Below are 20,815 nucleotides of genomic sequence, written 5' to 3' on the forward strand. Positions count from 1 at the left end.
GCCCGGCCGTTGTTACCGCCCGGCGTCTACCCGCTGACGCCCAGCGCAAGCAGCAGCAGCATGAACATGATCACCGAAAACAGGCTGAAAAGCAGGAGCACGCTCGCGCGGACAAGCGACCCGAACCGCGACGAGCGATAGGCGCCGCGCAGCTGCCGGTACATGTGAAAGGGCACATAGAATATCGCAAAAAGGGTCGCGAGTTCGCCGAAGATGGTCAAATTCAGTAACCGCACCACCACGAACAGAAGCAGCATGAAACTGATCGAATAGGTAACGAAGACGAAATGGTCATAGGTGTGGAAACGCCGGCTGAACGGATAGAGCAGCCACATGAAGGGCAGCGATAACGGGATCAGCGCCCATGCGAATTTATAGGCGTTCGCCTGCAATTTATAGAGGATCAGGGCAGGATTCGCGAACGCCTTCGCAAGCCCGTGGTCGATGAAGGGAACACCCGTGTTGATCCTGTTCTGCGAAATGAAATCGGCGCTGGTGGACAATTGATCCTTGGGGTTGTCGAGTACGGGCGGTCCGGCCGCCCGGTCGGCCGCGCGCTCGTCCTTGCTGCGCGCGCGCGAGACGCCCAGATATTCGGCGCTTTTCTGAAGCGTGTCGCGCTCGTCCAGCAACAGCCGGCGGCTGGCCGCGGGCAAATCCTTCTTCGCAAGCGCGGCATCGACCCTGTCGACTTCCGCCTGCATGCTGTCCTTGATCGCCGCTGTGCGCGTCTGTTCGGCGGCAGCCTTGTTCAACTCCTCGCCGAATCCACCGCCGCTGCCGACCATGGCCAGAACGGCATAGGTCAAAAATACCGCGAACAGGAACAGCGCCAGCGGCGAGATAAAGCTGGCGCGTTCGCCATGGATATAACGGCGCGTCAGGTCGCCGGGCCGCCAGGCCAGCATCGGCAGCGTGTTCCAGAGCTTGCCCTCGAAATGGAAGATCGCGTGGACAAGATCATGTCCGATCGCGCCGAAGCTGCGGTGAACATCGACTCGCTGTCCGCAACGGTGACAATGCGACCCGACCAGACTTGTGCCGCAATTGAGACAGCGCGTTCCGCCATGGCCGCCCGCGCCGCCGTGTTTCGGCTCGACCGCCGCGCCCGCAAGCCCCGCCGTGACCGCCGCCCCGATGCTTTCGATGTCCCCGCTCATCCGCCCTGACTAATGGGCCGCGCCGCGCCGCGCAACGGGGCTTTCACGCGCAAAGCAAAGCGTGATAGGGGCAGGCCATGAAAGCCGAAACTCTCGCCGCGCCGCGCCTTATCGACGCCGATGCGCTGATCGCCGACATGGGCGCGCGCGCGCGCGCCGCGGCGAAACGGCTCGCGGTTGCGACGACGGCCGAAAAGGCTGCGGCACTCAAGGCAGCGGCGGCGCGACTGCGGGCTCGGGCAACGGACATACTGGACGCCAATGCACGCGACATGGAGGCCGGGCAGGAAAGCGGGCTGACCTCGGCGATGCTCGATCGGCTGCGGCTCGACGAAGACCGGCTGAGCGCGATCGCGGACGCCGTCGATGCCGTTGCAGGACTCCCCGATCCCGTGGGTGCCGTCATCGACCACGCGGCGCGCCCGAACGGTATCGAACTCAGCCGCGTGCGCGTGCCGCTCGGCGTCATCGGCATCATTTATGAAAGCCGGCCGAACGTCACCGCCGACGCGGCGGCGCTGGGGGTGATGTCGGGGAATGCCGTCATTCTGCGCGGCGGCAGCGAAGCCGTCCGCTCGAACCATGCGATCCATGCCGCCTTCGCCGAGGGCCTTGCCGATGCGGGACTGCCCGCCGATGCGGCGCAGCTCGTCCCGTCGCAGGACCGGGCCGCCGTCGGCGCGCTGCTCCGCGCGCAGGGCTTGGTCGACATCATCATCCCGCGTGGCGGCAAGGGGCTCGTCGCGCGCGTGCAGGACGAGGCGCGCGTGCCCGTCCTCGCGCATCTCGACGGGATCAACCATCTCTATATCGACGGCGCCGCCGATCCCGCAAAGGCGCTGGCCCTCGCGGTCAACGCGAAGATGCGCCGCACGGGCGTCTGCGGCGCCACGGAAACGATCCTGATCGACCGCGCCTATGCGGCGCCGCTCGCGATCGTCGACGCGCTGATCAAGGCGGGCTGCGAAGTGCGCGGTGACAAGGGCGTCGCGTCGCTGAGCCCGCATGTCGAACCGGCAAGCGCGAACGACTGGGATTGCGAATATCTCGATGCGATCGTCTCGATCGCGCTGGTGGACGGCTTGACCGGTGCGCTCGCGCACATCGACGCGCATTCCAGCCGACATACCGACGCGATCGTCACCGAGGATGCCGCCGCCGCCGAACGCTTCCTCGCCGAGGTCGACAGCGCAATCGTGATGCACAACGCCTCGACGCAGTTTGCCGACGGCGGCGAATTCGGCCTCGGCGCGGAGATCGGCATCGCAACCGGCCGCCTCCACGCGCGCGGCCCGGTCGCGCTCGAAGGGCTCACCACTTACAAGTGGCTCGTGCGCGGCTCGGGGCAGGTCCGACCCTGACCCGGAAAATCCCTACCGGCCTCCTCGGCGGCAGCTTCAATCCCGCGCATGGCGGACATCGCGCGATCAGTCTCAACGCGATCGAGGCGCTGGGCCTCGACGAGCTATGGTGGCTGGTGTCGCCCGGCAATCCGCTGAAGCCCAAGGCAGGCATGGCTTCGCTCCCGGCACGGCTTGGGTCGGCGCAGCGTATGGCGCGCCGCTCGCCGATCCGCGCGACCGCGATCGAGGCCGAACTGGGCACGCGCTACACCGTCGACACGCTCAAAAAGCTCGTCCGACGCTACCCCAACCGCCGCTTCATCTGGATCATGGGCGCCGACAATCTGGTCCAGTTGCCCGAATGGCGCGACTGGCGGGGAATCGCGCGGTTGATGCCGATTGCGGTTATCGCGCGTCCGGGTTATAATGGTAGGACCCACGCCGCCCAGGCGATGGGTTGGCTTCGGCGCTACGTCCGGCCCGCGGACCAGAAACTTCACTGGACGGACTGGAGACCGCCTGCCCTCGTGTTCCTGCGTTTTTCGCCCGATGTGCGATCCGCAACTGCAATACGGCAGGCCAACCCCCGCTGGTTCGAACGCTATGCAGGCCGCGCGCAGCGCGACCCGCTGACGCATTCGCGGCTGGCGACGGATGAAAGGAATGAAACCACTTGATAGCCGCCAGTAAGGGGACCGCGCCCGGCGCCGCACCCGCACATGACAGCGTGGAGGCCCTCCACGCGCTGATCCTCCACCAGCTTGACGAGGATCAGGCCCAGGAAACCATCTCCATCCCGCTTGCCGGCAAGAGCAGCATCGCCGATCACATGGTGATCGCGAGCGGCCGGTCGACGCGCCATGTCTCGGCGATCGCCGACAAGCTGGCGCAGCGGATCAAGCAGGAAGCGGGCCGCAGCGTTCGCGTCGAAGGCCTGCCCAACGCCGACTGGGTCCTCCTCGATGCGGGCGACGTCATCGTTCACCTGTTCCGTCCGGAGGTTCGCAGCTTCTACAACCTCGAACGCATGTGGTCGTTCGGAGACGCTCCGCCGGTCGCAGCGGCAAATTGACGGCGTCGTCCGGTTCGGACTAACGTCCGGACAGACGCGGCGTCAGACCGCTTCTGCCAGGAACGAACGGGGCGTCATGTTGCTGCACATCATCGCACGCGGGCGCATCGGACGCGGGCCCGAGGCTGAACTGGTCGAACGCTATATGAAGCGCGTGACCTGGGCACAGAAGATTTCCGAACTTCCCGACACCGGCGGACGCGCGCCTGTCGCCGCGGAGCATAGCCGGACCGTCCTGCTCGACGAAGGCGGCGAGCAGCTTTCCTCTCTCGAATTTGCAAAACTGCTTGAAAAATGGCGCGATGGCGGGGTGCGCGAGGCCCGTTTCTGTCTCGGCGCCGCCGACGGCTTCACGCCGGGAGAACGCGAAGGCGCCGACCGGATCATCGCCTTCGGACGTGCCACCTGGCCGCACCTGATGGCACGCGCGATGCTCGCCGAACAGTTGTGGCGCGCAACGAGCATCATCGCGAACCATCCCTATCATCGCGAGGGGCGTCAGTGAGACGCTGGGCCGCCGCTTTGATCCTCGGCCTCGCCGTCGCCGGGGGCGCCTATGCCGCCGCGCAAAGCGACGTCTTCGACGCAGACGCGATTGCCAGTCGCGAACGCCAGCAGCTTCTCGCCGCCAAGCAGCAATCCGCCGACGCGCTGGCGCGCAGCACCGCGCTCGAGGCGCAGGCAACCGCGGCGCGCGACGAAGCCGACCGGCTCAAGAAGCGGAGCGCGGCGCTCGCAGCGCGCATTCAGTCGGCCGAAGCCGACATCAACGCCGGCGAGGCGCGCGTCGCACTCGTCACCCGGCGCCTCAAGGAACAGGAAGCGCGGCTGGCCGAACAGCAGCAGCCGCTGCTCGAACTCACAGCGGCGCTCCAACAGCTCAGCCGCCAGCCGCCAGTCAGCGTCCTTGCGCAGCCAGGATCGCTGACCGACATGGTCCACGCCCGCGCCGTGATCGACGCGGCGATGCCCGTGATTGCGAAGCGCACCGAGGGGGTGCGGCGCGAACTGGCCCAGTTGCGCGCCACGCGCCGACAACAGGCGATCGCGCTGAAGGCCCTCGCGTCGAGCAAGGCGCAACTCGCGCAGCGCCGCGATGCGCTGACCCGCCTCGAAAACGAGGGGCGCCTGCGGTCGCGCGAACTTCTGAGCAGCGCGCAGCTCGAATCGGACCGCGCGCTGGGCCTCGGCGAAAAGGCTCGCGACATCGTCGAACTGATGGACACGCTGGAGACTGACAGCGCAACGCGCGGCGAACTCGCGCAGCTTGCCGGACCCGTCCAGCGCCCGCGCGATCCGTCCAGCGCGGCGATGCAGGCGCCGCCGCCGCCGGCCCCCGAAGCCGAACTCGCGCGCGGCGCCTATCGCCTCCCCGTCGTCGGGCGCATCGTCGCGGGGCTGGGCGAGGTCAATGACAGCGGGGTCCGGTCGCGCGGCATCACGATCGCGGCACGGCCGGGCGGCCAGGTTGTGGCTCCCGCACCAGGCCGTGTCAGCTTCGCCGGCGACTATCGCGGCTATGGCAAGATATTGATCATCGACCACGGCGGCGGCTGGACCTCACTCGTCACGGGATTGATCGGTCTCTCGGTCAGCGTCGGCGACACGCTAGACGCCGGAACGCCGATCGGGCGCGCCGGGTCCGACGACAGCCGGATCACCGTGGAGTTGCGCCGCGCGGGACGACCCGTCGATATCGCCCGAATGCTGGGTTAATCGCCACTTCACGCGATGTTCCGTATCGGGATGGATGCTTGACGCCCTTCGAAATCCGTAGGACGATGGCGCGCCGGGGATTATAAGGCAGGTTCATCCTGCGCGAGTGAAAGACGACCATGACCGAATCGACCAAGAGCCTTCCCTCCCCGAAGCGCCGCTTCGCCCTGTGGCAGGGTGCCGCCGCGCTTTCGACGCTGGCGCTCGTCCCGCTGGCGACCGGCGCGATGGCGACCGTCGATGCATCGACGCAGGAAGAAATCTCGCGCTTCATGGACGTCTTTCTCGAAGTCAAATCCAACTATGTCGAACCCGTCAGCGACGACAAGCTGATCGAGGGCGCGATCAACGGGATGCTCGCCAGCCTCGACCCGCATTCGGGCTATCTCGACGCGCGCGACTATTCGAACCTCCGTACCCAGACCGACGGCGAATATGGCGGCCTCGGCTTGTCGGTGACGATGGAGGACGGCGTGGTCAAGGTGATCGCGCCGACCGCCGACACGCCCGCCGACCGCGCGGGCATCAAGGCGGGCGACTATATCACGCACATCAACAAGGAACTGATCTTCGGCCTGTCGCTCGATGAAGCGGTCGAACAGATGCGCGGCCGTCCGGGCACCCAGATCGAGGTAACGGTCGTGCGCGAAGGGCAGGACAAGCCCATCGAAATGACGCTGACCCGCGAAATCATCGACGTGAAGCCGGTGAAGTGGGAAGTGAAGGACGACGTCGGCGTTCTGACGATCACCAGCTTCTCCGCCGACGCGACGCGCGACCTCAAATCGGCGATGGTCTCGGTCGAAAAGTCGCTGGGCCATCGTCCGCGCGGCTGGGTGCTCGACCTGCGATCGAACCCCGGCGGCCTGCTCGACGAAGCGGTCGGCGTCAGCGACCTGTTCCTCGATCGCGGCGAAATCGTCTCGCAGCGCGGCCGCAAGAAGGGCGACATCGAACGCTATTTCGCCGAATCGGGCGACCTGGCCAGCGGCGCTCCGGTAATCGTACTGATCGACGCGGGATCGGCCTCGGCCTCCGAAATCGTCGCGGGCGCGCTGCAGGATCAGCACCGGGCCGTCATCATGGGCGAACGCAGCTTCGGCAAGGGGTCGGTCCAGACCGTCCTGCCATTGACCGACACCACCGCGCTTCGCCTCACGACGGCGCGATACTATACGCCGTCGGGCCGCAGCGTGCAGGAAGGCGGCATCGAACCCGACATCCGCGTGCCGCAGCTATCCGACCCCGACTACAAGAATCGCCCGCGTTTCCGCGAAAGCGATCTGCGCCGTCACCTCGTCAACGAAAAGAAGGTCGACAACAGCCTGCTCGAAAAGGACGAAAAGGATGATCCGCGCTTTACCGCGAGTGCCGCCGACCTCAAGGCGAAGGGTATCGACGACTATCAGCTCTATTACGCTCTGCAGACGATCGGACGGATCGGCCCGACGGGAGCAAGGATGGCGCAGGGCGGCAAGCCGCCGGTGAAACCGGCCGCAAAGCCGACCGGGCGCAATTGACGTTTCCCTTCGATCGGACGTCCCGGCGAAAATAGAGATTTGCCGCGACGTCGCGATGAAAGGGCGGGAGCCCGTCCCTCGCCCGGATGACAATGTTTCAAGGTAGATCCAGATGCTTCGATCCCGTCTCGCCGCGCCGCTCGTCGCGCTTGCCGCTCCGCTTCTTCTTTATGGCGGTGCGCTGGTGTCTCAGTTCGGCTTTGGACTGCATCCGTGCGAAATGTGTTACTGGCAGCGCTGGCCGCATCAGGCGGCGATCGTTCTGGCGGCCCTCGCATTGCTGCTGCGTGCCAACGACAAGGCGATGCGCGGACTGACCGTGCTTGCCGCCATCGCCATTGCGATCAGCGGCGGTATCGGCATCTTTCACGCCGGGGTCGAATATGGCTTTTGGGAAGGCCTGACGACGTGCAGCACGACGCAGTCCGGCCCGATCTCGCTCGAACAGATCATGGCGACCCCGATTATCCGCTGCGACGTGCCGCAGTGGCAGTTTTTGGGTATTTCGCTCGCAGGATTCAACGCGATCTTCTCGCTTGCCGCCGCCGCGCTCGTCTTGACCTTGCTGCGCCGCCGGCCCACATCGACAATATGAGCAAGGGCGACAAAAACGCTTCGATGATCCGCGTCGATCAGGCTGGCGAATATGGCGCGACGCGCATCTATGCCGGCCAGCTTGCGGTGATGGGCGACCGGCATCCGATGGCGCGCGAGATCGCCCATATGGCCGAACAGGAAGAACGACACCGCAAGTTCTTCGACAAGATGGTCGCCCGCCGCAGCGTCCGCCCCACCGCGCTGCAACCGGTCTGGAATGTCGCGGGCTTCGCGCTCGGCGCGGTAACCGCCGCGATGGGGCCGCGCGCCGCCATGGCCTGCACCGCCGCGGTCGAGACCGAGATCGACCGCCATTACCGGCATCAGCTCGACCAGCTTGGCGACAGCGACCCCGAACTAAGCGCGGCGGTCGAAGATTTCCGCGCCGAAGAGCTGGAGCATAAGGAAGCGGCGCTGGCCGCGGGTGCCGAAAGCGCGCCGGGCTATCCGCTGCTCAGCTTCGCCATCCGCGCTGGCTGCCGTGCAGCCATCGCGCTGTCGAAGCGTCTCTGATAAGGGTACGCTTCTCGGGCCGTTCGACATGGACGGACATGCTTTCGTTCATCGATCATGCAGAGAGCGGATGCCATCTGGCAGCCATAGGACAAAGGATAGAATGATGACCCGCCTGCCGCTTGCCGCGCTTTTCCTCGCCAGCAGCTTTGCCGCGCTCCCCGCCACTGCGCAGGACGCGGACACGTCCAACGCCGAGAGGATCAACCAGGTCATCGTGTACGGGAGCGACAAGTGCGAACAATCGAGCCCCGACGAGATCGTCGTCTGTAATCGACTGCCCGAACAGGACCGTTATCGCGTGCCGCAGATGTTCCGCGGCGGCGACCCGCTCGACCCGCGCAACCAGGCATGGCTCAACCGCGTGACCGCGATGGAGCGCGTCGGGCGCTTCGGCACCGACAGCTGTTCGCCGGTCGGGCTTGGCGGCTTCACCGGCTGCACGCAGCAACTGGTTGCCGGCGCCAAGGCCGAACAGAAGGCCGCCGACAAGACCGACTGGCAGGCCATGATCGCCGATGAACGCGCCAAGCGCCTCGCGGGAATCGACGCCGCCTCCGACGAGGTGGAAGCGGCTGTGGTTGCCGAGGAGAAGGCGCTCGCGGAGCGGCAGAAGGCAGCCGAAGAACTTGAACGCCAGGCGAGCGGTCAGGCACCGGCCCGCGCGACGCCGGACGTCGATGCAGGCGAGCTCCCGGTTCCACCGAAGAGCTGACGCTCCCGATCATACTGAAGAACGAAGCGCAGCGATCCGGAGCATCGCTGCGCTCGCATAACCATCAGTTCAGCAGATACTGCTTCCAGAAAAGCAGCGACGCCCAGAAATTATAGTCGGCGTTTTCCTTCTTGGCGAAGCCATGCCCCTCGTTCGTTCCGACGAGGTGCCAGGCCGTGCCGCCGTTCCCCCGCACCGCGGCGACGATCTGGTCGGCTTCCGATTTCGGAACACGCGGGTCGTTCGCGCCGGTGACGACGAACAATGGTTTTCTGATATCGGCGACACGAGTGAGCGGCGATATTTCCATGAGCTTCTTGCGCTGTTCGGGCACGCGCTCGTCGCCATATTCGACGCGGCGCAGGTCGCGGCGATATTCCTGGGTATTCTCAAGGAACGTGACGAAGTTCGAGATCGCGACCACGCACAGGTTCGCGCGCAACTTGTCCGCATAATGTGTCGCGGCGGCATAGCACATATACCCGCCGTAGCTGCCGCCCGTCAGCCCGAAACGCGATGAATCGAGACTTTTGTCCTTGCCCAGAAGGTCGAGGAAGGCGCCCATATCCTTGACGCTGTCCTCGCGTTTGAACGGGCCGTTGTCGAGGCTGACGAACGTCTTGCCATAACCGGTCGAGCCGCGGACGTTCGGATAAAAGAGCGCGACCCCCATTTCGTTGAGCAGATAATTGCTGCGGCCGAGGAAGCCAGGCCGCGACTGGCCTTCAGGGCCGCCATGGATGTTCATGATCAGCGGGCGCTTGCCGGGAAACTTCGTGGCGTCGGGGCGATAGAGAAAGCCGGATACTTCAAGCCCGTCGAAACTCTTCACCTTGACCAGCTCCGGCTCGATATTCTTCAGCGGGTCGAGCCCGCCGGTCTCGCTTTGCGTCCAGCGGGTCACCTTCAGCGTCGCCGGATCGACGCTGTAGACGTCCGCCGCGCTGCGCGCCGAGGTAAAACTGAACCCGACTTCGCCCCATGGCGCGATCTGGACACCGCCGATGATGCCCGCCGGCAGATCGACCGTGCGGGCAGTTCCGCTTTTCGGGTCGAGCAGCCGCAGTTTCGACATGCCCGCTTCGTTGACCACATAGGCAATGAAGCTTCCGTCGTCGGCGATATCGAAATTGTCGACGTCCCACTTCTCCGCCGGTCCCTTCGGCGTGAACTTTCCGTTGGCAGGATCGAGGGTGCCGAGCCGCTGGAAGTCCGATCCTTCGTCGCTGGTCATCCAGATCGTCCCGTCGGGGGCGAACTCGGCGCCGCCCTGCGCCGCGACCTTCCTGTGATCGCCGATCGGCGTCAGCGCGCCGGTTGCCATGTCGAGCCGGAAGAGGTCGGCCTTTTGTACCGAGACATATTGCGAGACGATCGCCCAGCTCTTGTCCGGCGCGAAGTCGTTGACCGCCCAGCCGCCCCCTTGAACCTGCGCTATCATGCGGCTCGAGCCCGGGTCGCGCGGATCCATGACATAGATATCGCTATCGCGACCGTTGCGGCGGGTGGAGGTATAGGCGACGAGCGCGCCGTCCTTGCTCCACGCATTGAAGCCATTGCGGCTCTTCCCGTCGGTGAGCAGGTCGAGGCGGCCGTCCTTCAGCGCATAGATCTGGTAAAACTCATTGCCCCCGACATCCTTCTGAACAAGCATGACGTCGGCCGTCTTCGGCGACCAGGCGCCCGATCCGACCGGCTCCGCCTCGAAGGTCATCTGGCGCCGGTCGCCCATCGGCATCGCCACACGATGGATCTGGGTGGTGTTGCCAAAGCGTGTCGCGATCAGCATCGAATGATCGACAGGATTCCAGCCGACGAAGCCGGCCCCGCGATTTTCCATATACGGCCGTGTAGCCGCCGTCAGTTCGGCGGGCACCTCGGGCACGCCATCGGCGATGAGCGCCGCCGGCTTGGGCTCGACCAGGGGCTTCGCGCCCTCCTGGGACAGAGCCGGCGCGATCGGCAGGGCAAGGGCGGCCAGAAAGGCAAGATGACGCATCGATGATTTCCCCGGTTGCTTGGTATCTGTTCGGCGCAGGCTAGACGTCATGAACCTGCGCCTTGGATACAAGTCGACCAACGACAGCCTCTGCTCGACCACTGACCGCCATATTGAACCAATTTGACAGCGAATGTCGCCGGTTTCGTAACTATTTCGGCACCCCGACCCGGTTTCGTTGCGAATCCGCGATGAATCGAATGCAAAAATTAACGAATCGCTGGCAGAGTGTCTTGACTTGGGAATTTTTGAGGCAAATCGTGCGGTTTCTGGGAATCGCCGGCCGGGGAGGCTGAAAACATGGCATCGACGTTCGGACCGCGCCTCTGGCGCCGATCGACTGCAAGCGTCCCCGCAGCCCGCAGCCTGGGTCGCCGGATGACATGGCACGCTGCCGCCGCGCTCCTCGCTTTCGCTGTCCTGCAGGTCTGGCTTGTCACAAGCGCCGTTGCGGCTGGCGCTCCGTCGGCGTTGATCGTTGTCGCACTGGTCATGCTGCTCGCGCTGGGGCTTCCCGCCGCGCGGATGACCGAACGCCGCTGGTATCATCTCAGCCGCCAGGCGCTCGCAAGCCGAGGACTGCACGCACGTTTCCGCCGCGACCTTCGCCGCCTCTGGGTCGCTGCGCTGACCCTGCCCTTTCTGTGGGTCAGCGGCGCGATGGCGGCCACCGACGCGATCGCGGCCATCGCCAACTGATCCGACTTAGATTTTGACGCTGGCGCGCTCGCCGTATAGGGCGCGCCCATGCTGACCGTTGCCGAAGCCCTCGATCGCGCACAGATGCTGTGCGACGCCGCGACCAAAGCCGGCGCCGACGCCGCCGACGCGCTCTATTATTGCAATGCCGCCACGTCGGTCTCGATGCGCCTCGGCGCGCTCGAGGATGTCGAGCGTTCGGAGGGGCAGGATATTTCGCTGCGCGTCTTCGTCGGACAGCGCAGCGCCAGCGTCTCGACCGCCGATATGGACGCGGGCGAACTGGCGAAACTGGTCAGCCGCTGCGTCGCGATGGCGCGCGAAGCGCCCGAGGATCCCTACGCGGGTCTTGCGCCCGAAGACCGGCTGTTCAGGGGCGTCGCCCCCGATTTCGATCTCGATGACGGCAGCGAAGCCGATCCGCAGGCCCTGCGCGCGGCCGCGCTCGCCGTTGAAGAAGCCGCGCGCGCAGTCGATGGCGTCACCAACAGCGAAGGCGGCAGCGCGAGCCACAGCCGGACACGCTTCGCTCTCGCGACCAGCCACGGTTTTCTCGGCGGCTACGGGTCCAGCGGGCACAGCCTGTCGGCAAGTGTGATCGCGGGCGAAGGAGCGGGGATGCAGCGCGACTATGGCTGGCACAGCGCGCATCATCTGTCGGATCTCGAAAGCGTCGCGGCGATCGGTACGCGCGCGGGCACTCGCGCCGTCGCACGCCTGAATCCCGGCAAGGCCCCCGTCGGCAAGGTTCCGGTGCTGTTCGATCCGCGCGTCAGCGGCGGCATCGTCGGCCACCTGCTGGCCGCAATCGCCGGCCCCGCGATCGCCCGCGGCACCAGCTTCCTGCTCGGCAAGGAAGAGCAGGCGCTGTTCGACAGCAGCATCCTGATCCACGACGATCCGCACCGTCCGCGCGGCTTGCGCAGCCGAGCGTTCGATGGCGAGGGGTTGCCGACGGCGCCGCGCGACATCGTCACGGGCGGCAAGATCACCGGCTGGCTGCTCGACACGGCCTCGGCGAAACAGCTCGGTCTCCAGCCCACCGGCCATGCGAGCCGCGGCGGCGGCGCGGCGGGCGTGACCGCGAGCAATCTGCATCTCGCAGCCGGGGCGCAAAGCCCCGAAGCGCTGATGGCCGACATCGGGGAAGGCGTCTATCTCACCGAACTGATCGGTCATGGGGTCAATCCGGTCACCGGCGATTACAGCCGCGGCGCGTCGGGTTTCCTGATCCGCGATGGTCGGATCGCGGGACCGATCGCCGAGTTCACCGTCGCGGGCAACCTGATCGACATGTTCGCGGCACTCATTCCCGCGGATGACCTCGTTTTCCGTCACGCGGTCAACGCACCCACGATCCGCATCGACGGCATGACCGTCGCCAGCGGATAGACAAAGATGCCGGGTCGCAACCTCGAAGCCGTGATCGCCGCCACCCGCGAGGTTGGGGACATGGCGATGGCGCGCTGGCGCGGCGAAGGGCGACCCGTCGACGTCTGGAACAAATCGCACGACAATCCGGTCAGCGACGTCGATCTCGCGGTCGATGCGCGGCTGAAGGCGATACTCGGCGCGATGGTGCCCGAGGCCGGCTGGCTTTCCGAAGAGACCGCGGACAATGCGGATCGCCTGTCGTGTCGCGCCATGTGGTGCGTCGATCCGATCGACGGCACGCGCGACTTCATTCGCGGCCGGCCCGGCTGGTGCGTGTCGGTTGCGCTGGTCGTCGACGGCCAGCCCGACCTTGGCGTCCTCTATGCGCCCGCGCTCGACGAACTGTGGGTGGCGCAACGCGGCAAGGGCGCTCTGCTCAATGGCGAGGTGCTGCAGGCCAGCCAGCGCATGACGTTCGACGGTTCCCGCGTTCCGGCCGACAGCCTGCCCAAGATCGACCGTGACCTCATCTGCGTCACCAAACCGAACAGCATCGCGCTGCGCATGGCGCTGGTCGCGGACGATCGTGCCGATCTGGTGGCGACGCTGCGCTGGGGATTCGAATGGGATGTCGCCGCGGCGGCGCTTATCGCGGCGGAGGCCGGCGCGATCGTGACCGACGCCTTCGGCCAGCCGCTGGCATTCAACACCCCGCGCGCGCAGGCATTCGGGGTCATCGCCTGCGCACCGGGAATCCACCAGGCGGTCGTCGATCGCCTGCGCGATCGCGCGGTCGCACTCACCTCGCAGTCATAACGATCTTCGCTGCCGCGCAGCGATGGCAACGGCACGATCGCAATCACGCCAGAGGCCTCTTCGTCGGCGCACGGCACCCGCCCCTTCCCCCGGCTTCGCCACCGGGCGAACCGGGCGCGACCAGCCGCACTTCCCTTGACTTTATACGCGACTCACCTTAGTTGCGCATCCATTCCGACAGCCTGACCGGACGGCGAAGCGCATCCGCGCATTCGTGGTCCGTTTTTTGCGTTGGAAATCAGACGCTTTGAGATGGGGTCGATTGCCAGCGACCCTGTGGAGCAGGAGAAAGAATAAATGGCACGTATCGCGGGCGTCAATCTGCCCACCAACAAGCGCGTTATCATTGCGCTCACCTACATCCACGGTATCGGCCGCAAGACCGCCGTCGACATCGCCGACAAGCTGGGCATCGACCACAGCCGCCGCATTCAGGACCTGTCGGACGCCGAAGTCCTGCAGATCCGCGAAACGCTCGACGCCGATCACACGGTCGAGGGCGATCTTCGCCGCAACACGGCGATGAACATCAAGCGCCTGATGGACCTCGCCTGCTATCGCGGCCTGCGTCATCGCAAGGGCCTTCCCGTCCGCGGCCAGCGCACGCACACCAACGCGCGCACCCGCAAGGGCAAGGCGAAGCCGATCGCCGGCAAGAAGAAGTAAGCCGGTTTTTCGCGCCGGCGGCCGCCTTCTGGCTGCGCCCCGGCCCGCTTTACGGATTTAGGTAGGATACAGCACAATGGCTCGTGAACCGCAGCGCCTTCGTCGGCGCGAACGCAAGAACATCTCGTCGGGTGTGGCTCATGTCAACGCGACCTTCAACAACACCATGATCACCATCACCGACGCGCAGGGCAACGCCATTGCCTGGTCGAGCGCCGGCATGATGGGCTTCAAGGGCAGCCGCAAATCGACTCCCTATGCAGCGCAGGTCTGCGCGGAAGACGCCGGCAAGAAGGCCGCCGAACATGGCGTCCGCACGCTCGAGGTCGAGGTCAAGGGCCCCGGCGCCGGTCGTGAATCGGCGCTGCGCGCGCTGCAGGCCGTCGGGTTCCACATCACGTCGATCCGCGATGTGACGCCGATCCCGCATAATGGTGTCCGCCCGGCCAAGCGCCGCCGCGTCTGACGCCTTTTCGGGCGCACCCCGCCGGGGCCCGCCCGTACCAAATCTCTCGCTGGACCGGCAGTCGACCCCTGCCTGTCCCGCCCAAAGCAAAGGGAAGTCCATGACTGTCAATATCCGGAACTGGCAGGAATTGAAGAAGCCCAGCAACCTGGAAATCAAGGCTGGCGGCGACGGCAAGCGCAAGGCGACCTTCGTCGCCGAACCGCTTGAGCGCGGCTTCGGCCTGACGCTCGGCAACGCGCTGCGCCGCGTTCTGCTGTCGTCGCTCCAGGGTGCGGCGATCACGTCGATCAAGATCGAGAACGTCCTGCACGAGTTCTCGAGCCTGGCCGGCGTGCGGGAAGATGTCACCGACATCGTCCTCAACGTAAAGCAGGTCGCTCTCAAGATGGAAGGCGAAGGCCCGAAGCGGCTCCAGCTTTCGGCCACCGGTCCCGCGACCGTCAAGGCCGGAGACATCATGGTGTCGGGCGACATCAAGGTGATGAACCCGAACCACGTCATCTGCCATCTCGACGACGGCGCGACGCTGAACATGGAACTCGTTGCCGACACCGGCAAGGGTTATGTTCCCGCGACCGCGAACCGTCCCGCCGACGCGCCGATCGGCCTGATCCCGGTCGACTCGCTCTTCTCGCCCGTTCGCCAGGTCGCCTACAAGGTCGACAATGCGCGCATCGGCCAGGAACTGGACTTCGACAAGCTGAGCCTGACCGTCGAGACCGACGGTACGGTCACCCCGGAAGACGCCGTCGCTTACGCCGCGCGCATCCTCCAGGACCAGCTTCAGGTCTTCGTCCACTTCGAAGAGGCGATGAACGACAGCGGCCTCATCGGCATGGCGGCACCGTCGACCACCGCCGATGAATCGGACGTCAACCAGCTCAACCGCTTCCTCCTCAAGAAGGTCGACGAGCTGGAACTGTCGGTCCGCAGCGCGAACTGCCTCAAGAACGACAATATCATCTACATCGGCGACCTGGTCCAGAAGACCGAGGCCGAAATGCTCCGCACGCCGAATTTCGGCCGCAAGTCCTTGAACGAAATCAAGGAAGTGCTGTCGTCGATGGGCCTGCGCCTGGGCATGGACATCCCCGGCTGGCCGCCGGAGAATATCGAGGAAATGGCCAAGAAGCTCGAACAGGAACTTCTCGGTTAATTCCAGACTGTGCCCCGGCGAAAGCCGGGGTCCGGTTGCAACGGGAATGGGTTGCCCCGCAAGCGACCTGGTCTGGGCTACCTCACACGGGCCCTTAACGAACGAAGGAATGGATTATGCGTCATAAATCGGGTGGCCGGAAGCTTCAGCGCACCAGCGCGCATCGCATCGCGATGTTCCGCAACATGTCGGCCTCGCTCATCAAGCATGAGCAGATCACGACGACCGTCGCCAAGGCGAAGGAACTGCGTCCCTACATCGAAAAGCTGATCACGCTCGCCAAGCGTGGCGGCCTTGCCAATCGCCGTCTCGCGCAGAGCCGCCTGATGGACGATACCCAGCTCAAGAAGCTGTTCGATGTTCTCGCCGAACGCTACAAGGACCGCAACGGCGGCTACACGCGCATCATCAAGGCGGGCATCCGCGCTTCGGACGCCGCTCCGATCGCCATCATCGAATTCGTCGACCGCGACGTTGACGCCAAGGGCCAGGATTCGGGTCCGGTGCTCAGCGACGAGGAACTGGAAGCCGCGTAAGCCGCGTTTTCAGCGACACGAAAAGGGGCGGCCTCCGAAAGGATGGCCGCCCTTTTTCGTTCGACGGGACGGAAACTGGCGCTCAGGCGCAGGAAACGGCGACCCTGGCCTTGCGGCGATTGGCGCGCATGGCGCCACCAACGAACCCAAAGCCCGCCAGCATCAGGGCCCAGGTCTGCGGCTCAGGAACCGCCGAGGTGACGGTGGCGCGGATGATCATGTCATCATAATCCTTGTCCGCATTCTTTGCTTCGTCGTCGTAGGCGAAATAGAAGGTCGAGACCCCCGTGCCGCTCAGTTGGTCGCGCGTCAGGAAAATCCCGAAGCCGTTTTGCCCCACGGTTGCCGACTTGCCCCCGATGCTCGAAAAATTCAGCAATCCGGCAAGGCTTCCGGCGTTGAAGCTTCTGCTGCCGAGCAGGATAGGCGCTGCGAAATTATTCTGGAAGCTGCCGCTCTCGGTCGTCGTCAATATCGGTGAAGACACGGTCGAGAATGTATCGTTGAGGCTGCTTTCCGAACCCATGAGATGGAAAGTGATAATCGAATTCGCGTCGAGAACGATCGACGCGCCCGTCGTATCATATTTCGTCAGTCCCAGCGCGGCGATCTGCGTCTTGAAATTGTTATTGTCCGCAATCGAGGTCGTGTTGTCAAAACTGATGACCGCTGCAGCTTGCGCGGATGCGGGTATTACCAGACCTGTCAGGACCAGTGCGGCAAAAAGCGGCTTCATTTCTTCAATCCCCCAAGTCCGGTAACAGAATCGGGCTATCCGACTCCATCTTCAGACTCTTGTGGTTAGCATTGGGGAAACCACAAAAGTAGACCGCGACCGGAACTGTCCCGACTTGATACATAGATAGTTGGGGACGAATATTCGGTGGATTCTATTTCGTCTTTACGGAGGCATCGCCCCTTCACGATCACTGGCGATGAGCATCGCGTGCGGCCCGCCCCGAAAACTGGCAGCAGCGTCCCGCGCCAGCAATGCTGCGTCCGACGCAACCCGATCGACCGCTCCCGACCATCGACACCGGTCGCGCTTGACAGATCATCGGTTTAGTCGGATATTTCTGTTATGACAGAAATTATCGAAATTGAGTCGAAACTGTCCCCGGCGGCGACCGAGTTCATTCTGCACTGGGGCAATCTCGGCAGTCAGTGGGGCGTCAACCGGTCGGTGGCGCAGATTCACGCCCTGCTCTTCATATCTGACCGCGCGCGACATGCCGAGGAGATCGCCGATTTGCTCGGGCTCGCGCGTTCGAACGTGTCCAATTCGATCAAGGAGTTGCTGGCCTGGCGGCTGATCGATCGCGTCCCGCTGCTTGGCGACCGACGCGACCATTTCACGGCCGAGAAGGATATCTGGGAAATGGTCACGCGCATCGCCGCGGGCCGCAAGGCCCGCGAAGTCGATCCCGCCGAATCGGCCCTGAAAGCATGCGTCGCGCGCGCCGCGGGCGACCCCGACCTCAGCGCCGGCGCGAAAGCGCGCCTGTCCGACATGCTCGATTTCGTCACGACGATGAGCCGCTGGCACGACGAGATGCTGAACGTGCCCAAGCCGGCATTGATGCGGCTGATCAAACTCGGCGCCGGGGTGACAAAGCTGATCAACTGGCGCCCCGGCAAGGGCAAGAACGCCGGATAGGGGACGGGTGATGCAGGGAGGGTTACAGCGGCAGGTCCAGAAGCGCCGCCCCGCACCGGACGGCGGCGGCGAGGCCGTCTATGACTATCGTTTCCGTCACCTTGTACCCGCGGGCGATTGGGATGCGCTTCCCGGTGACGTCCGTCGCCGCTTCTCCAAACGCCTCTCCGGTCAGCGTGTCACGTCCTATCGGGGCGAGATCGTCTGGACTCGCCTGTCGCGGGCGGGGTGGCTGCTCGCGCAGATATGCCGCGCGATCGGTGCGCCGCTTCCGACGAAGGCGAGCGGCGCCGCACCCGCCGCCGTCGTCGTATCGGAAGATCGGGGGAGTGGCGGCCAGATATGGACGCGCCTCTACGGACGTCCGCACGGCCACCCGCAGGTGATCCACAGCGCGAAACGCTTCGCCGGACCGACGGGGCTTGAGGAGCATATCGGCGGCGGTTTCGGCATGGCATTGATCGTCCGGGCGGAGGCCGATGCGCTGATCTTCACATCGGACCATTATTTCTGGCGGATTGCAGGCGTCCGGCTTCGCATTCCCCGCTGGCTCGCGCCGGGCGAAACCTTGGTGGCGCACCGGTATCTCGGTAGCGGCCGCTTCGCCTTCGACCTCAAGGTCAGCCATCCGCTGCTGGGCGAACTCCTCGACCAGCATGCGCTATTCCGCGATGACTGACGGCCCGATCATCCTGTTCGACGCCGAATGCATCCTCTGCTCGGCGAACGCCCACTTCGTTCTGAAACACGACCGGGCGGCGTCGTTTAGGCTTGCCTCGATCCAAAGCGCAGCGGGAGCCGATATCTGCCGTCGCAACGGCATCGACCCGCACGACCCAGCCAGCCTGCTGGTTGTCGATGGCACGCGGATCCACCGTGACAGCGATGGCGTGCTTTTTATCTATGAAAGGCTCGGCTGGCCATGGCGGCTCGTGACCGTCTGCCGCCTTGCGCCCGTCGCCCTCCGCGATCCGGTCTATCGATGGATCGCGCGCCACCGTTACCGCCTCTTCGGAAAGCGATCGACCTGCTGGGTCGCGCCGCCCGAATATCGCGGCCGTATCCTTTGATCCCAAACGAGCGAAGAAACCCATGCGCATCCTGATACTCGGCGGCTACGGCGTTTTCGGCGGCCGCCTCGTGGAACTCCTGGCCGATTGCGGCGATCTCGAACTGGTGATTTGCGGCCGCGACCTTCGGCGCGCCGAAGCATTTTGCGCCGCTTATGCCGGGCGAGCCCGCGTCCGGCCCGCCGCGCTGGATCGCCGCGCGATCGGCGAGGGGCTCGCTGCCCACCAACCCGACCTCCTGGTCGATGCGTCGGGCCCCTTTCAGGATTATGGAGCGGATCGCTATGGCGTCGTCGAAGCGTGCCTCGCGGCGAAGGTCGATTATCTCGATTTCGCCGATGCCGCGGACTTTGTTTTCGGTATCGATCGTTTCGATGCACGGGCAAAAGCCGTCGGCACATTCGTCCTGTCGGGGGTCAGCAGCTTTCCCGCGCTGACGGGGGCAGTCCTGGACAGGATGACCCAATCGATGGACATCCGGGTTGTCGAAGGCGGCATCGCCCCGTCTCCCTTCGCGGGGATAGGTCTGAATGTCATGCGCGCCGTGGTCGGCTATGCCGGTGCACCGGTAAAACTGCGCCGCAACGGTATGGAAGGCCATGGCACCGGCCTCGCCGAGAGCATGCGTTTCACCGTCGCGGTGCCGGGCCGCCTGCCTCTGCGGAACATCCACTTCTCGCTCGTCGACGTGCCCGACCTGCAAGTGCTGCCGCCCGAATACCCCGGTTTGACCGATATCTGGATGGGTGCCGGCCCCGTTCCGGAAATCCTGCACCGCATCCTCAATCTGCTCGCGATGGCGCGCGCGACGTTTCGCCTCCCCTCGCTCGAACCCTTCTCACGTCTTTTCTATATCGTCCTGAACTGGATGCGCTTCGGCGAGCATCGCGGCGGAATGTTCATTCGTGCGCGCGGACTCGCCGAGGGGGTAGAGGTCGAGCGGAGCTGGCACCTCCTGGCCGAGGGGGACGATGGCCCGTATATTCCGTCGATGGCGGTCGAGGGCATCGTCCGCAAGCTCCTTGCCGGCACGCGCCCGGAACCCGGGGCGCGGTCGGCGACCCGGGCGCTGAGCCTGGCTGATTACGACGCACTGTTCGCCAATCGGTCGATCCATACCGGCTTTCGGGAAGCCTGTCCGGGGGCGCCGCTCTATCGGCGCATCCTGGGTTCCGCTTTCGACCAGCTTCCGCCGCGCGTCGCAGAACTGCATTCCAGCGCCGAGGAAAGAAGCTGGAGCGGAGAGGCTGCGGTAGAGCGTGGCCGGGGATTGCTCGCGCGCCTCGCCGCCGCGATCGTCGGCTTTCCCAGGGCGGGCGCGTCGATACCGGTCACTGTCACTTTTGCCGCCGAGCAGGGCGGAGAACGCTGGACCCGCGATTTCGGTGGCAGGAGATTCTCGTCGCTGCAATCGGCCGGGACGGGCCGCAACGATTATCTGCTTGTCGAACGCTTCGGGCCCGCCGCGTTCGCCATGGCGCTCGTCGTCACGAACGGGCGGCTCAATCTCGTGCCTCGGCGATGGACGCTGTTCGGCCTTCCCATGCCCCGGTTTCTGATGCCGAACGGTCCAGGCTTCGAAGCGGACCAAGAAGGAAAATTCCATTTCAACGTCCGCATTTCGGCTCCGGTCGTCGGCTTGATCGTCGCCTATCGCGGGACGCTTGCGCCGGTGGATTCCGCCTGATCGATGCCAAAAGCCGCTTGCCCCGGCCTGTGCCATCCTTACATTGGGGC

23 protein-coding genes are annotated in these 20,815 nt (G+C 65.0%); 20 read left to right on the forward strand and 3 right to left on the reverse strand.

The window, feature by feature from the left end; genetic code table 11:
* Window positions 1-26 precede the first annotated feature (26 nt).
* On the reverse strand, window positions 27-1,160 hold the full coding sequence (locus JNM03_RS00090; RefSeq protein ID WP_294033426.1) for a DUF3667 domain-containing protein: 1,134 nt from the start codon (window positions 1,158-1,160) through the stop codon (window positions 27-29).
* 77 nt (window positions 1,161-1,237) lie between these two features.
* Between JNM03_RS00090 and JNM03_RS00095 the strand changes: the two genes are divergently transcribed.
* From JNM03_RS00095 to JNM03_RS00135, 9 genes are all read left to right on the forward strand, one after another.
* Window positions 1,238-2,521: a glutamate-5-semialdehyde dehydrogenase gene (locus JNM03_RS00095; protein WP_294033428.1), complete on the forward strand. Its 1,284-nt coding sequence runs from the start codon at window positions 1,238-1,240 to the stop codon at window positions 2,519-2,521.
* Window positions 2,485-3,180 carry a nicotinate-nucleotide adenylyltransferase gene (locus JNM03_RS00100; RefSeq protein WP_294033430.1) on the forward strand — a complete coding sequence of 232 codons (696 nt, stop codon included), beginning with the start codon at window positions 2,485-2,487 and terminating at the stop codon, window positions 3,178-3,180. Before JNM03_RS00095 ends, JNM03_RS00100 begins: the two co-directional genes overlap by 37 nt.
* A complete protein-coding gene (gene rsfS / locus JNM03_RS00105) occupies window positions 3,177-3,575 on the forward strand; it encodes a ribosome silencing factor (RefSeq protein ID WP_294033432.1) in 399 nt (132 codons plus the stop codon). Before JNM03_RS00100 ends, rsfS begins: the two co-directional genes overlap by 4 nt.
* 76 nt (window positions 3,576-3,651) lie before the next feature.
* A complete protein-coding gene (locus tag JNM03_RS00110; RefSeq protein ID WP_294033434.1) occupies window positions 3,652-4,080 on the forward strand; it encodes a 23S rRNA (pseudouridine(1915)-N(3))-methyltransferase RlmH in 429 nt (142 codons plus the stop codon).
* Window positions 4,077-5,291, forward strand: coding sequence for a peptidoglycan DD-metalloendopeptidase family protein (locus JNM03_RS00115; RefSeq protein WP_294033436.1), 1,215 nt, complete (start codon window positions 4,077-4,079; stop codon window positions 5,289-5,291). Before JNM03_RS00110 ends, JNM03_RS00115 begins: the two co-directional genes overlap by 4 nt.
* A gap of 119 nt (window positions 5,292-5,410) precedes the next feature.
* A complete protein-coding gene (locus tag JNM03_RS00120; protein ID WP_294033438.1) occupies window positions 5,411-6,811 on the forward strand; it encodes a S41 family peptidase in 1,401 nt (466 codons plus the stop codon).
* A gap of 112 nt (window positions 6,812-6,923) precedes the next feature.
* A complete protein-coding gene (locus tag JNM03_RS00125; RefSeq protein ID WP_294033440.1) occupies window positions 6,924-7,406 on the forward strand; it encodes a disulfide bond formation protein B in 483 nt (160 codons plus the stop codon).
* Window positions 7,403-7,921 carry a demethoxyubiquinone hydroxylase family protein gene (locus JNM03_RS00130; protein ID WP_294033442.1) on the forward strand — a complete coding sequence of 173 codons (519 nt, stop codon included), beginning with the start codon at window positions 7,403-7,405 and terminating at the stop codon, window positions 7,919-7,921. Before JNM03_RS00125 ends, JNM03_RS00130 begins: the two co-directional genes overlap by 4 nt.
* A 103-nt stretch (window positions 7,922-8,024) precedes the next feature.
* A complete protein-coding gene (locus JNM03_RS00135) occupies window positions 8,025-8,636 on the forward strand; it encodes a hypothetical protein (RefSeq protein ID WP_294033443.1) in 612 nt (203 codons plus the stop codon).
* A gap of 64 nt (window positions 8,637-8,700) precedes the next feature.
* Here JNM03_RS00135 and JNM03_RS00140 read toward each other — a convergent pair whose 3' ends face one another.
* Entirely contained in the window at window positions 8,701-10,635 is a 1,935-nt protein-coding gene (locus JNM03_RS00140) for a prolyl oligopeptidase family serine peptidase (protein WP_294033445.1), read from the reverse strand.
* A 300-nt stretch (window positions 10,636-10,935) separates the two neighbouring features.
* Here JNM03_RS00140 and JNM03_RS00145 point away from each other — a divergent pair, with 300 nt between their 5' ends.
* From JNM03_RS00145 to rplQ, 7 genes are all read left to right on the forward strand, one after another.
* The gene (locus JNM03_RS00145) at window positions 10,936-11,334 is read left to right on the forward strand and encodes a hypothetical protein (RefSeq protein WP_294033447.1); all 399 of its coding nucleotides are present in this window, start codon (window positions 10,936-10,938) and stop codon (window positions 11,332-11,334) included.
* A 48-nt stretch (window positions 11,335-11,382) separates the two neighbouring features.
* Complete coding sequence (locus tag JNM03_RS00150) at window positions 11,383-12,726, forward strand: metallopeptidase TldD-related protein (protein WP_294033448.1); 1,344 nt, start codon at window positions 11,383-11,385, stop codon at window positions 12,724-12,726.
* Window positions 12,727-12,732: 6 nt separating this feature from the next.
* Window positions 12,733-13,524: a 3'(2'),5'-bisphosphate nucleotidase CysQ gene (locus tag JNM03_RS00155; RefSeq protein ID WP_294033450.1), complete on the forward strand. Its 792-nt coding sequence runs from the start codon at window positions 12,733-12,735 to the stop codon at window positions 13,522-13,524.
* 297 nt (window positions 13,525-13,821) lie between these two features.
* Window positions 13,822-14,190, forward strand: a complete 369-nt coding sequence (gene rpsM / locus JNM03_RS00160; RefSeq protein ID WP_033073810.1) for a 30S ribosomal protein S13 — start codon at window positions 13,822-13,824, stop codon at window positions 14,188-14,190.
* A 76-nt stretch (window positions 14,191-14,266) separates the two neighbouring features.
* Window positions 14,267-14,656 carry a 30S ribosomal protein S11 gene (gene rpsK, locus JNM03_RS00165; RefSeq protein WP_003040416.1) on the forward strand — a complete coding sequence of 130 codons (390 nt, stop codon included), beginning with the start codon at window positions 14,267-14,269 and terminating at the stop codon, window positions 14,654-14,656.
* 100 nt (window positions 14,657-14,756) lie between these two features.
* The gene (locus JNM03_RS00170; RefSeq protein ID WP_294033452.1) at window positions 14,757-15,815 is read left to right on the forward strand and encodes a DNA-directed RNA polymerase subunit alpha; all 1,059 of its coding nucleotides are present in this window, start codon (window positions 14,757-14,759) and stop codon (window positions 15,813-15,815) included.
* A 116-nt stretch (window positions 15,816-15,931) separates the two neighbouring features.
* Complete coding sequence (rplQ, locus tag JNM03_RS00175; RefSeq protein WP_294033454.1) at window positions 15,932-16,351, forward strand: 50S ribosomal protein L17; 420 nt, start codon at window positions 15,932-15,934, stop codon at window positions 16,349-16,351.
* Between the two features lie 82 nt (window positions 16,352-16,433).
* Here rplQ and JNM03_RS00180 read toward each other — a convergent pair whose 3' ends face one another.
* The gene (locus JNM03_RS00180; protein ID WP_294033456.1) at window positions 16,434-17,087 is read right to left on the reverse strand and encodes a PEPxxWA-CTERM sorting domain-containing protein; all 654 of its coding nucleotides are present in this window, start codon (window positions 17,085-17,087) and stop codon (window positions 16,434-16,436) included.
* 345 nt (window positions 17,088-17,432) lie between these two features.
* Between JNM03_RS00180 and JNM03_RS00185 the strand changes: the two genes are divergently transcribed.
* From JNM03_RS00185 to JNM03_RS00200, 4 genes are read left to right on the forward strand one after another with little or no spacing between them, the layout of a single operon-like run.
* Window positions 17,433-18,008, forward strand: coding sequence for a MarR family transcriptional regulator (locus tag JNM03_RS00185; protein ID WP_294033458.1), 576 nt, complete (start codon window positions 17,433-17,435; stop codon window positions 18,006-18,008).
* A 10-nt stretch (window positions 18,009-18,018) separates the two neighbouring features.
* Entirely contained in the window at window positions 18,019-18,687 is a 669-nt protein-coding gene (locus JNM03_RS00190; RefSeq protein WP_294033460.1) for a DUF4166 domain-containing protein, read from the forward strand.
* On the forward strand, window positions 18,680-19,078 hold the full coding sequence (locus tag JNM03_RS00195) for a thiol-disulfide oxidoreductase DCC family protein (RefSeq protein ID WP_294033462.1): 399 nt from the start codon (window positions 18,680-18,682) through the stop codon (window positions 19,076-19,078). Before JNM03_RS00190 ends, JNM03_RS00195 begins: the two co-directional genes overlap by 8 nt.
* Window positions 19,079-19,100: 22 nt before the next feature.
* Entirely contained in the window at window positions 19,101-20,765 is a 1,665-nt protein-coding gene (locus JNM03_RS00200) for an SDR family oxidoreductase (protein ID WP_294033464.1), read from the forward strand.
* Window positions 20,766-20,815 lie beyond the last annotated feature (50 nt).

The sequence above is a fragment of the Sphingopyxis sp. genome, assembly GCF_016793825.1.
Taxonomy (GTDB): domain Bacteria; phylum Pseudomonadota; class Alphaproteobacteria; order Sphingomonadales; family Sphingomonadaceae; genus Sphingopyxis.

Coding starts and splice junctions, on each gene's coding strand:
- JNM03_RS00090 (WP_294033426.1), bottom strand. CDS start 1,160: ATGAGCGGGGACATCGAAAGCATCGGGGCGGCGGTCACGGCGGGGCTT.
- JNM03_RS00095 (WP_294033428.1), top strand. CDS start 1,238: ATGAAAGCCGAAACTCTCGCCGCGCCGCGCCTTATCGACGCCGATGCG.
- JNM03_RS00110 (WP_294033434.1), top strand. CDS start 3,652: ATGTTGCTGCACATCATCGCACGCGGGCGCATCGGACGCGGGCCCGAG.
- JNM03_RS00120 (WP_294033438.1), top strand. CDS start 5,411: ATGACCGAATCGACCAAGAGCCTTCCCTCCCCGAAGCGCCGCTTCGCC.
- JNM03_RS00125 (WP_294033440.1), top strand. CDS start 6,924: ATGCTTCGATCCCGTCTCGCCGCGCCGCTCGTCGCGCTTGCCGCTCCG.
- JNM03_RS00130 (WP_294033442.1), top strand. CDS start 7,403: ATGAGCAAGGGCGACAAAAACGCTTCGATGATCCGCGTCGATCAGGCT.
- JNM03_RS00135 (WP_294033443.1), top strand. CDS start 8,025: ATGATGACCCGCCTGCCGCTTGCCGCGCTTTTCCTCGCCAGCAGCTTT.
- JNM03_RS00140 (WP_294033445.1), bottom strand. CDS start 10,635: ATGCGTCATCTTGCCTTTCTGGCCGCCCTTGCCCTGCCGATCGCGCCG.
- JNM03_RS00145 (WP_294033447.1), top strand. CDS start 10,936: ATGGCATCGACGTTCGGACCGCGCCTCTGGCGCCGATCGACTGCAAGC.
- JNM03_RS00150 (WP_294033448.1), top strand. CDS start 11,383: ATGCTGACCGTTGCCGAAGCCCTCGATCGCGCACAGATGCTGTGCGAC.
- JNM03_RS00155 (WP_294033450.1), top strand. CDS start 12,733: ATGCCGGGTCGCAACCTCGAAGCCGTGATCGCCGCCACCCGCGAGGTT.
- rpsM (WP_033073810.1), top strand. CDS start 13,822: ATGGCACGTATCGCGGGCGTCAATCTGCCCACCAACAAGCGCGTTATC.
- rpsK (WP_003040416.1), top strand. CDS start 14,267: ATGGCTCGTGAACCGCAGCGCCTTCGTCGGCGCGAACGCAAGAACATC.
- JNM03_RS00170 (WP_294033452.1), top strand. CDS start 14,757: ATGACTGTCAATATCCGGAACTGGCAGGAATTGAAGAAGCCCAGCAAC.
- rplQ (WP_294033454.1), top strand. CDS start 15,932: ATGCGTCATAAATCGGGTGGCCGGAAGCTTCAGCGCACCAGCGCGCAT.
- JNM03_RS00180 (WP_294033456.1), bottom strand. CDS start 17,087: ATGAAGCCGCTTTTTGCCGCACTGGTCCTGACAGGTCTGGTAATACCC.
- JNM03_RS00185 (WP_294033458.1), top strand. CDS start 17,433: ATGACAGAAATTATCGAAATTGAGTCGAAACTGTCCCCGGCGGCGACC.
- JNM03_RS00190 (WP_294033460.1), top strand. CDS start 18,019: ATGCAGGGAGGGTTACAGCGGCAGGTCCAGAAGCGCCGCCCCGCACCG.
- JNM03_RS00195 (WP_294033462.1), top strand. CDS start 18,680: ATGACTGACGGCCCGATCATCCTGTTCGACGCCGAATGCATCCTCTGC.
- JNM03_RS00200 (WP_294033464.1), top strand. CDS start 19,101: ATGCGCATCCTGATACTCGGCGGCTACGGCGTTTTCGGCGGCCGCCTC.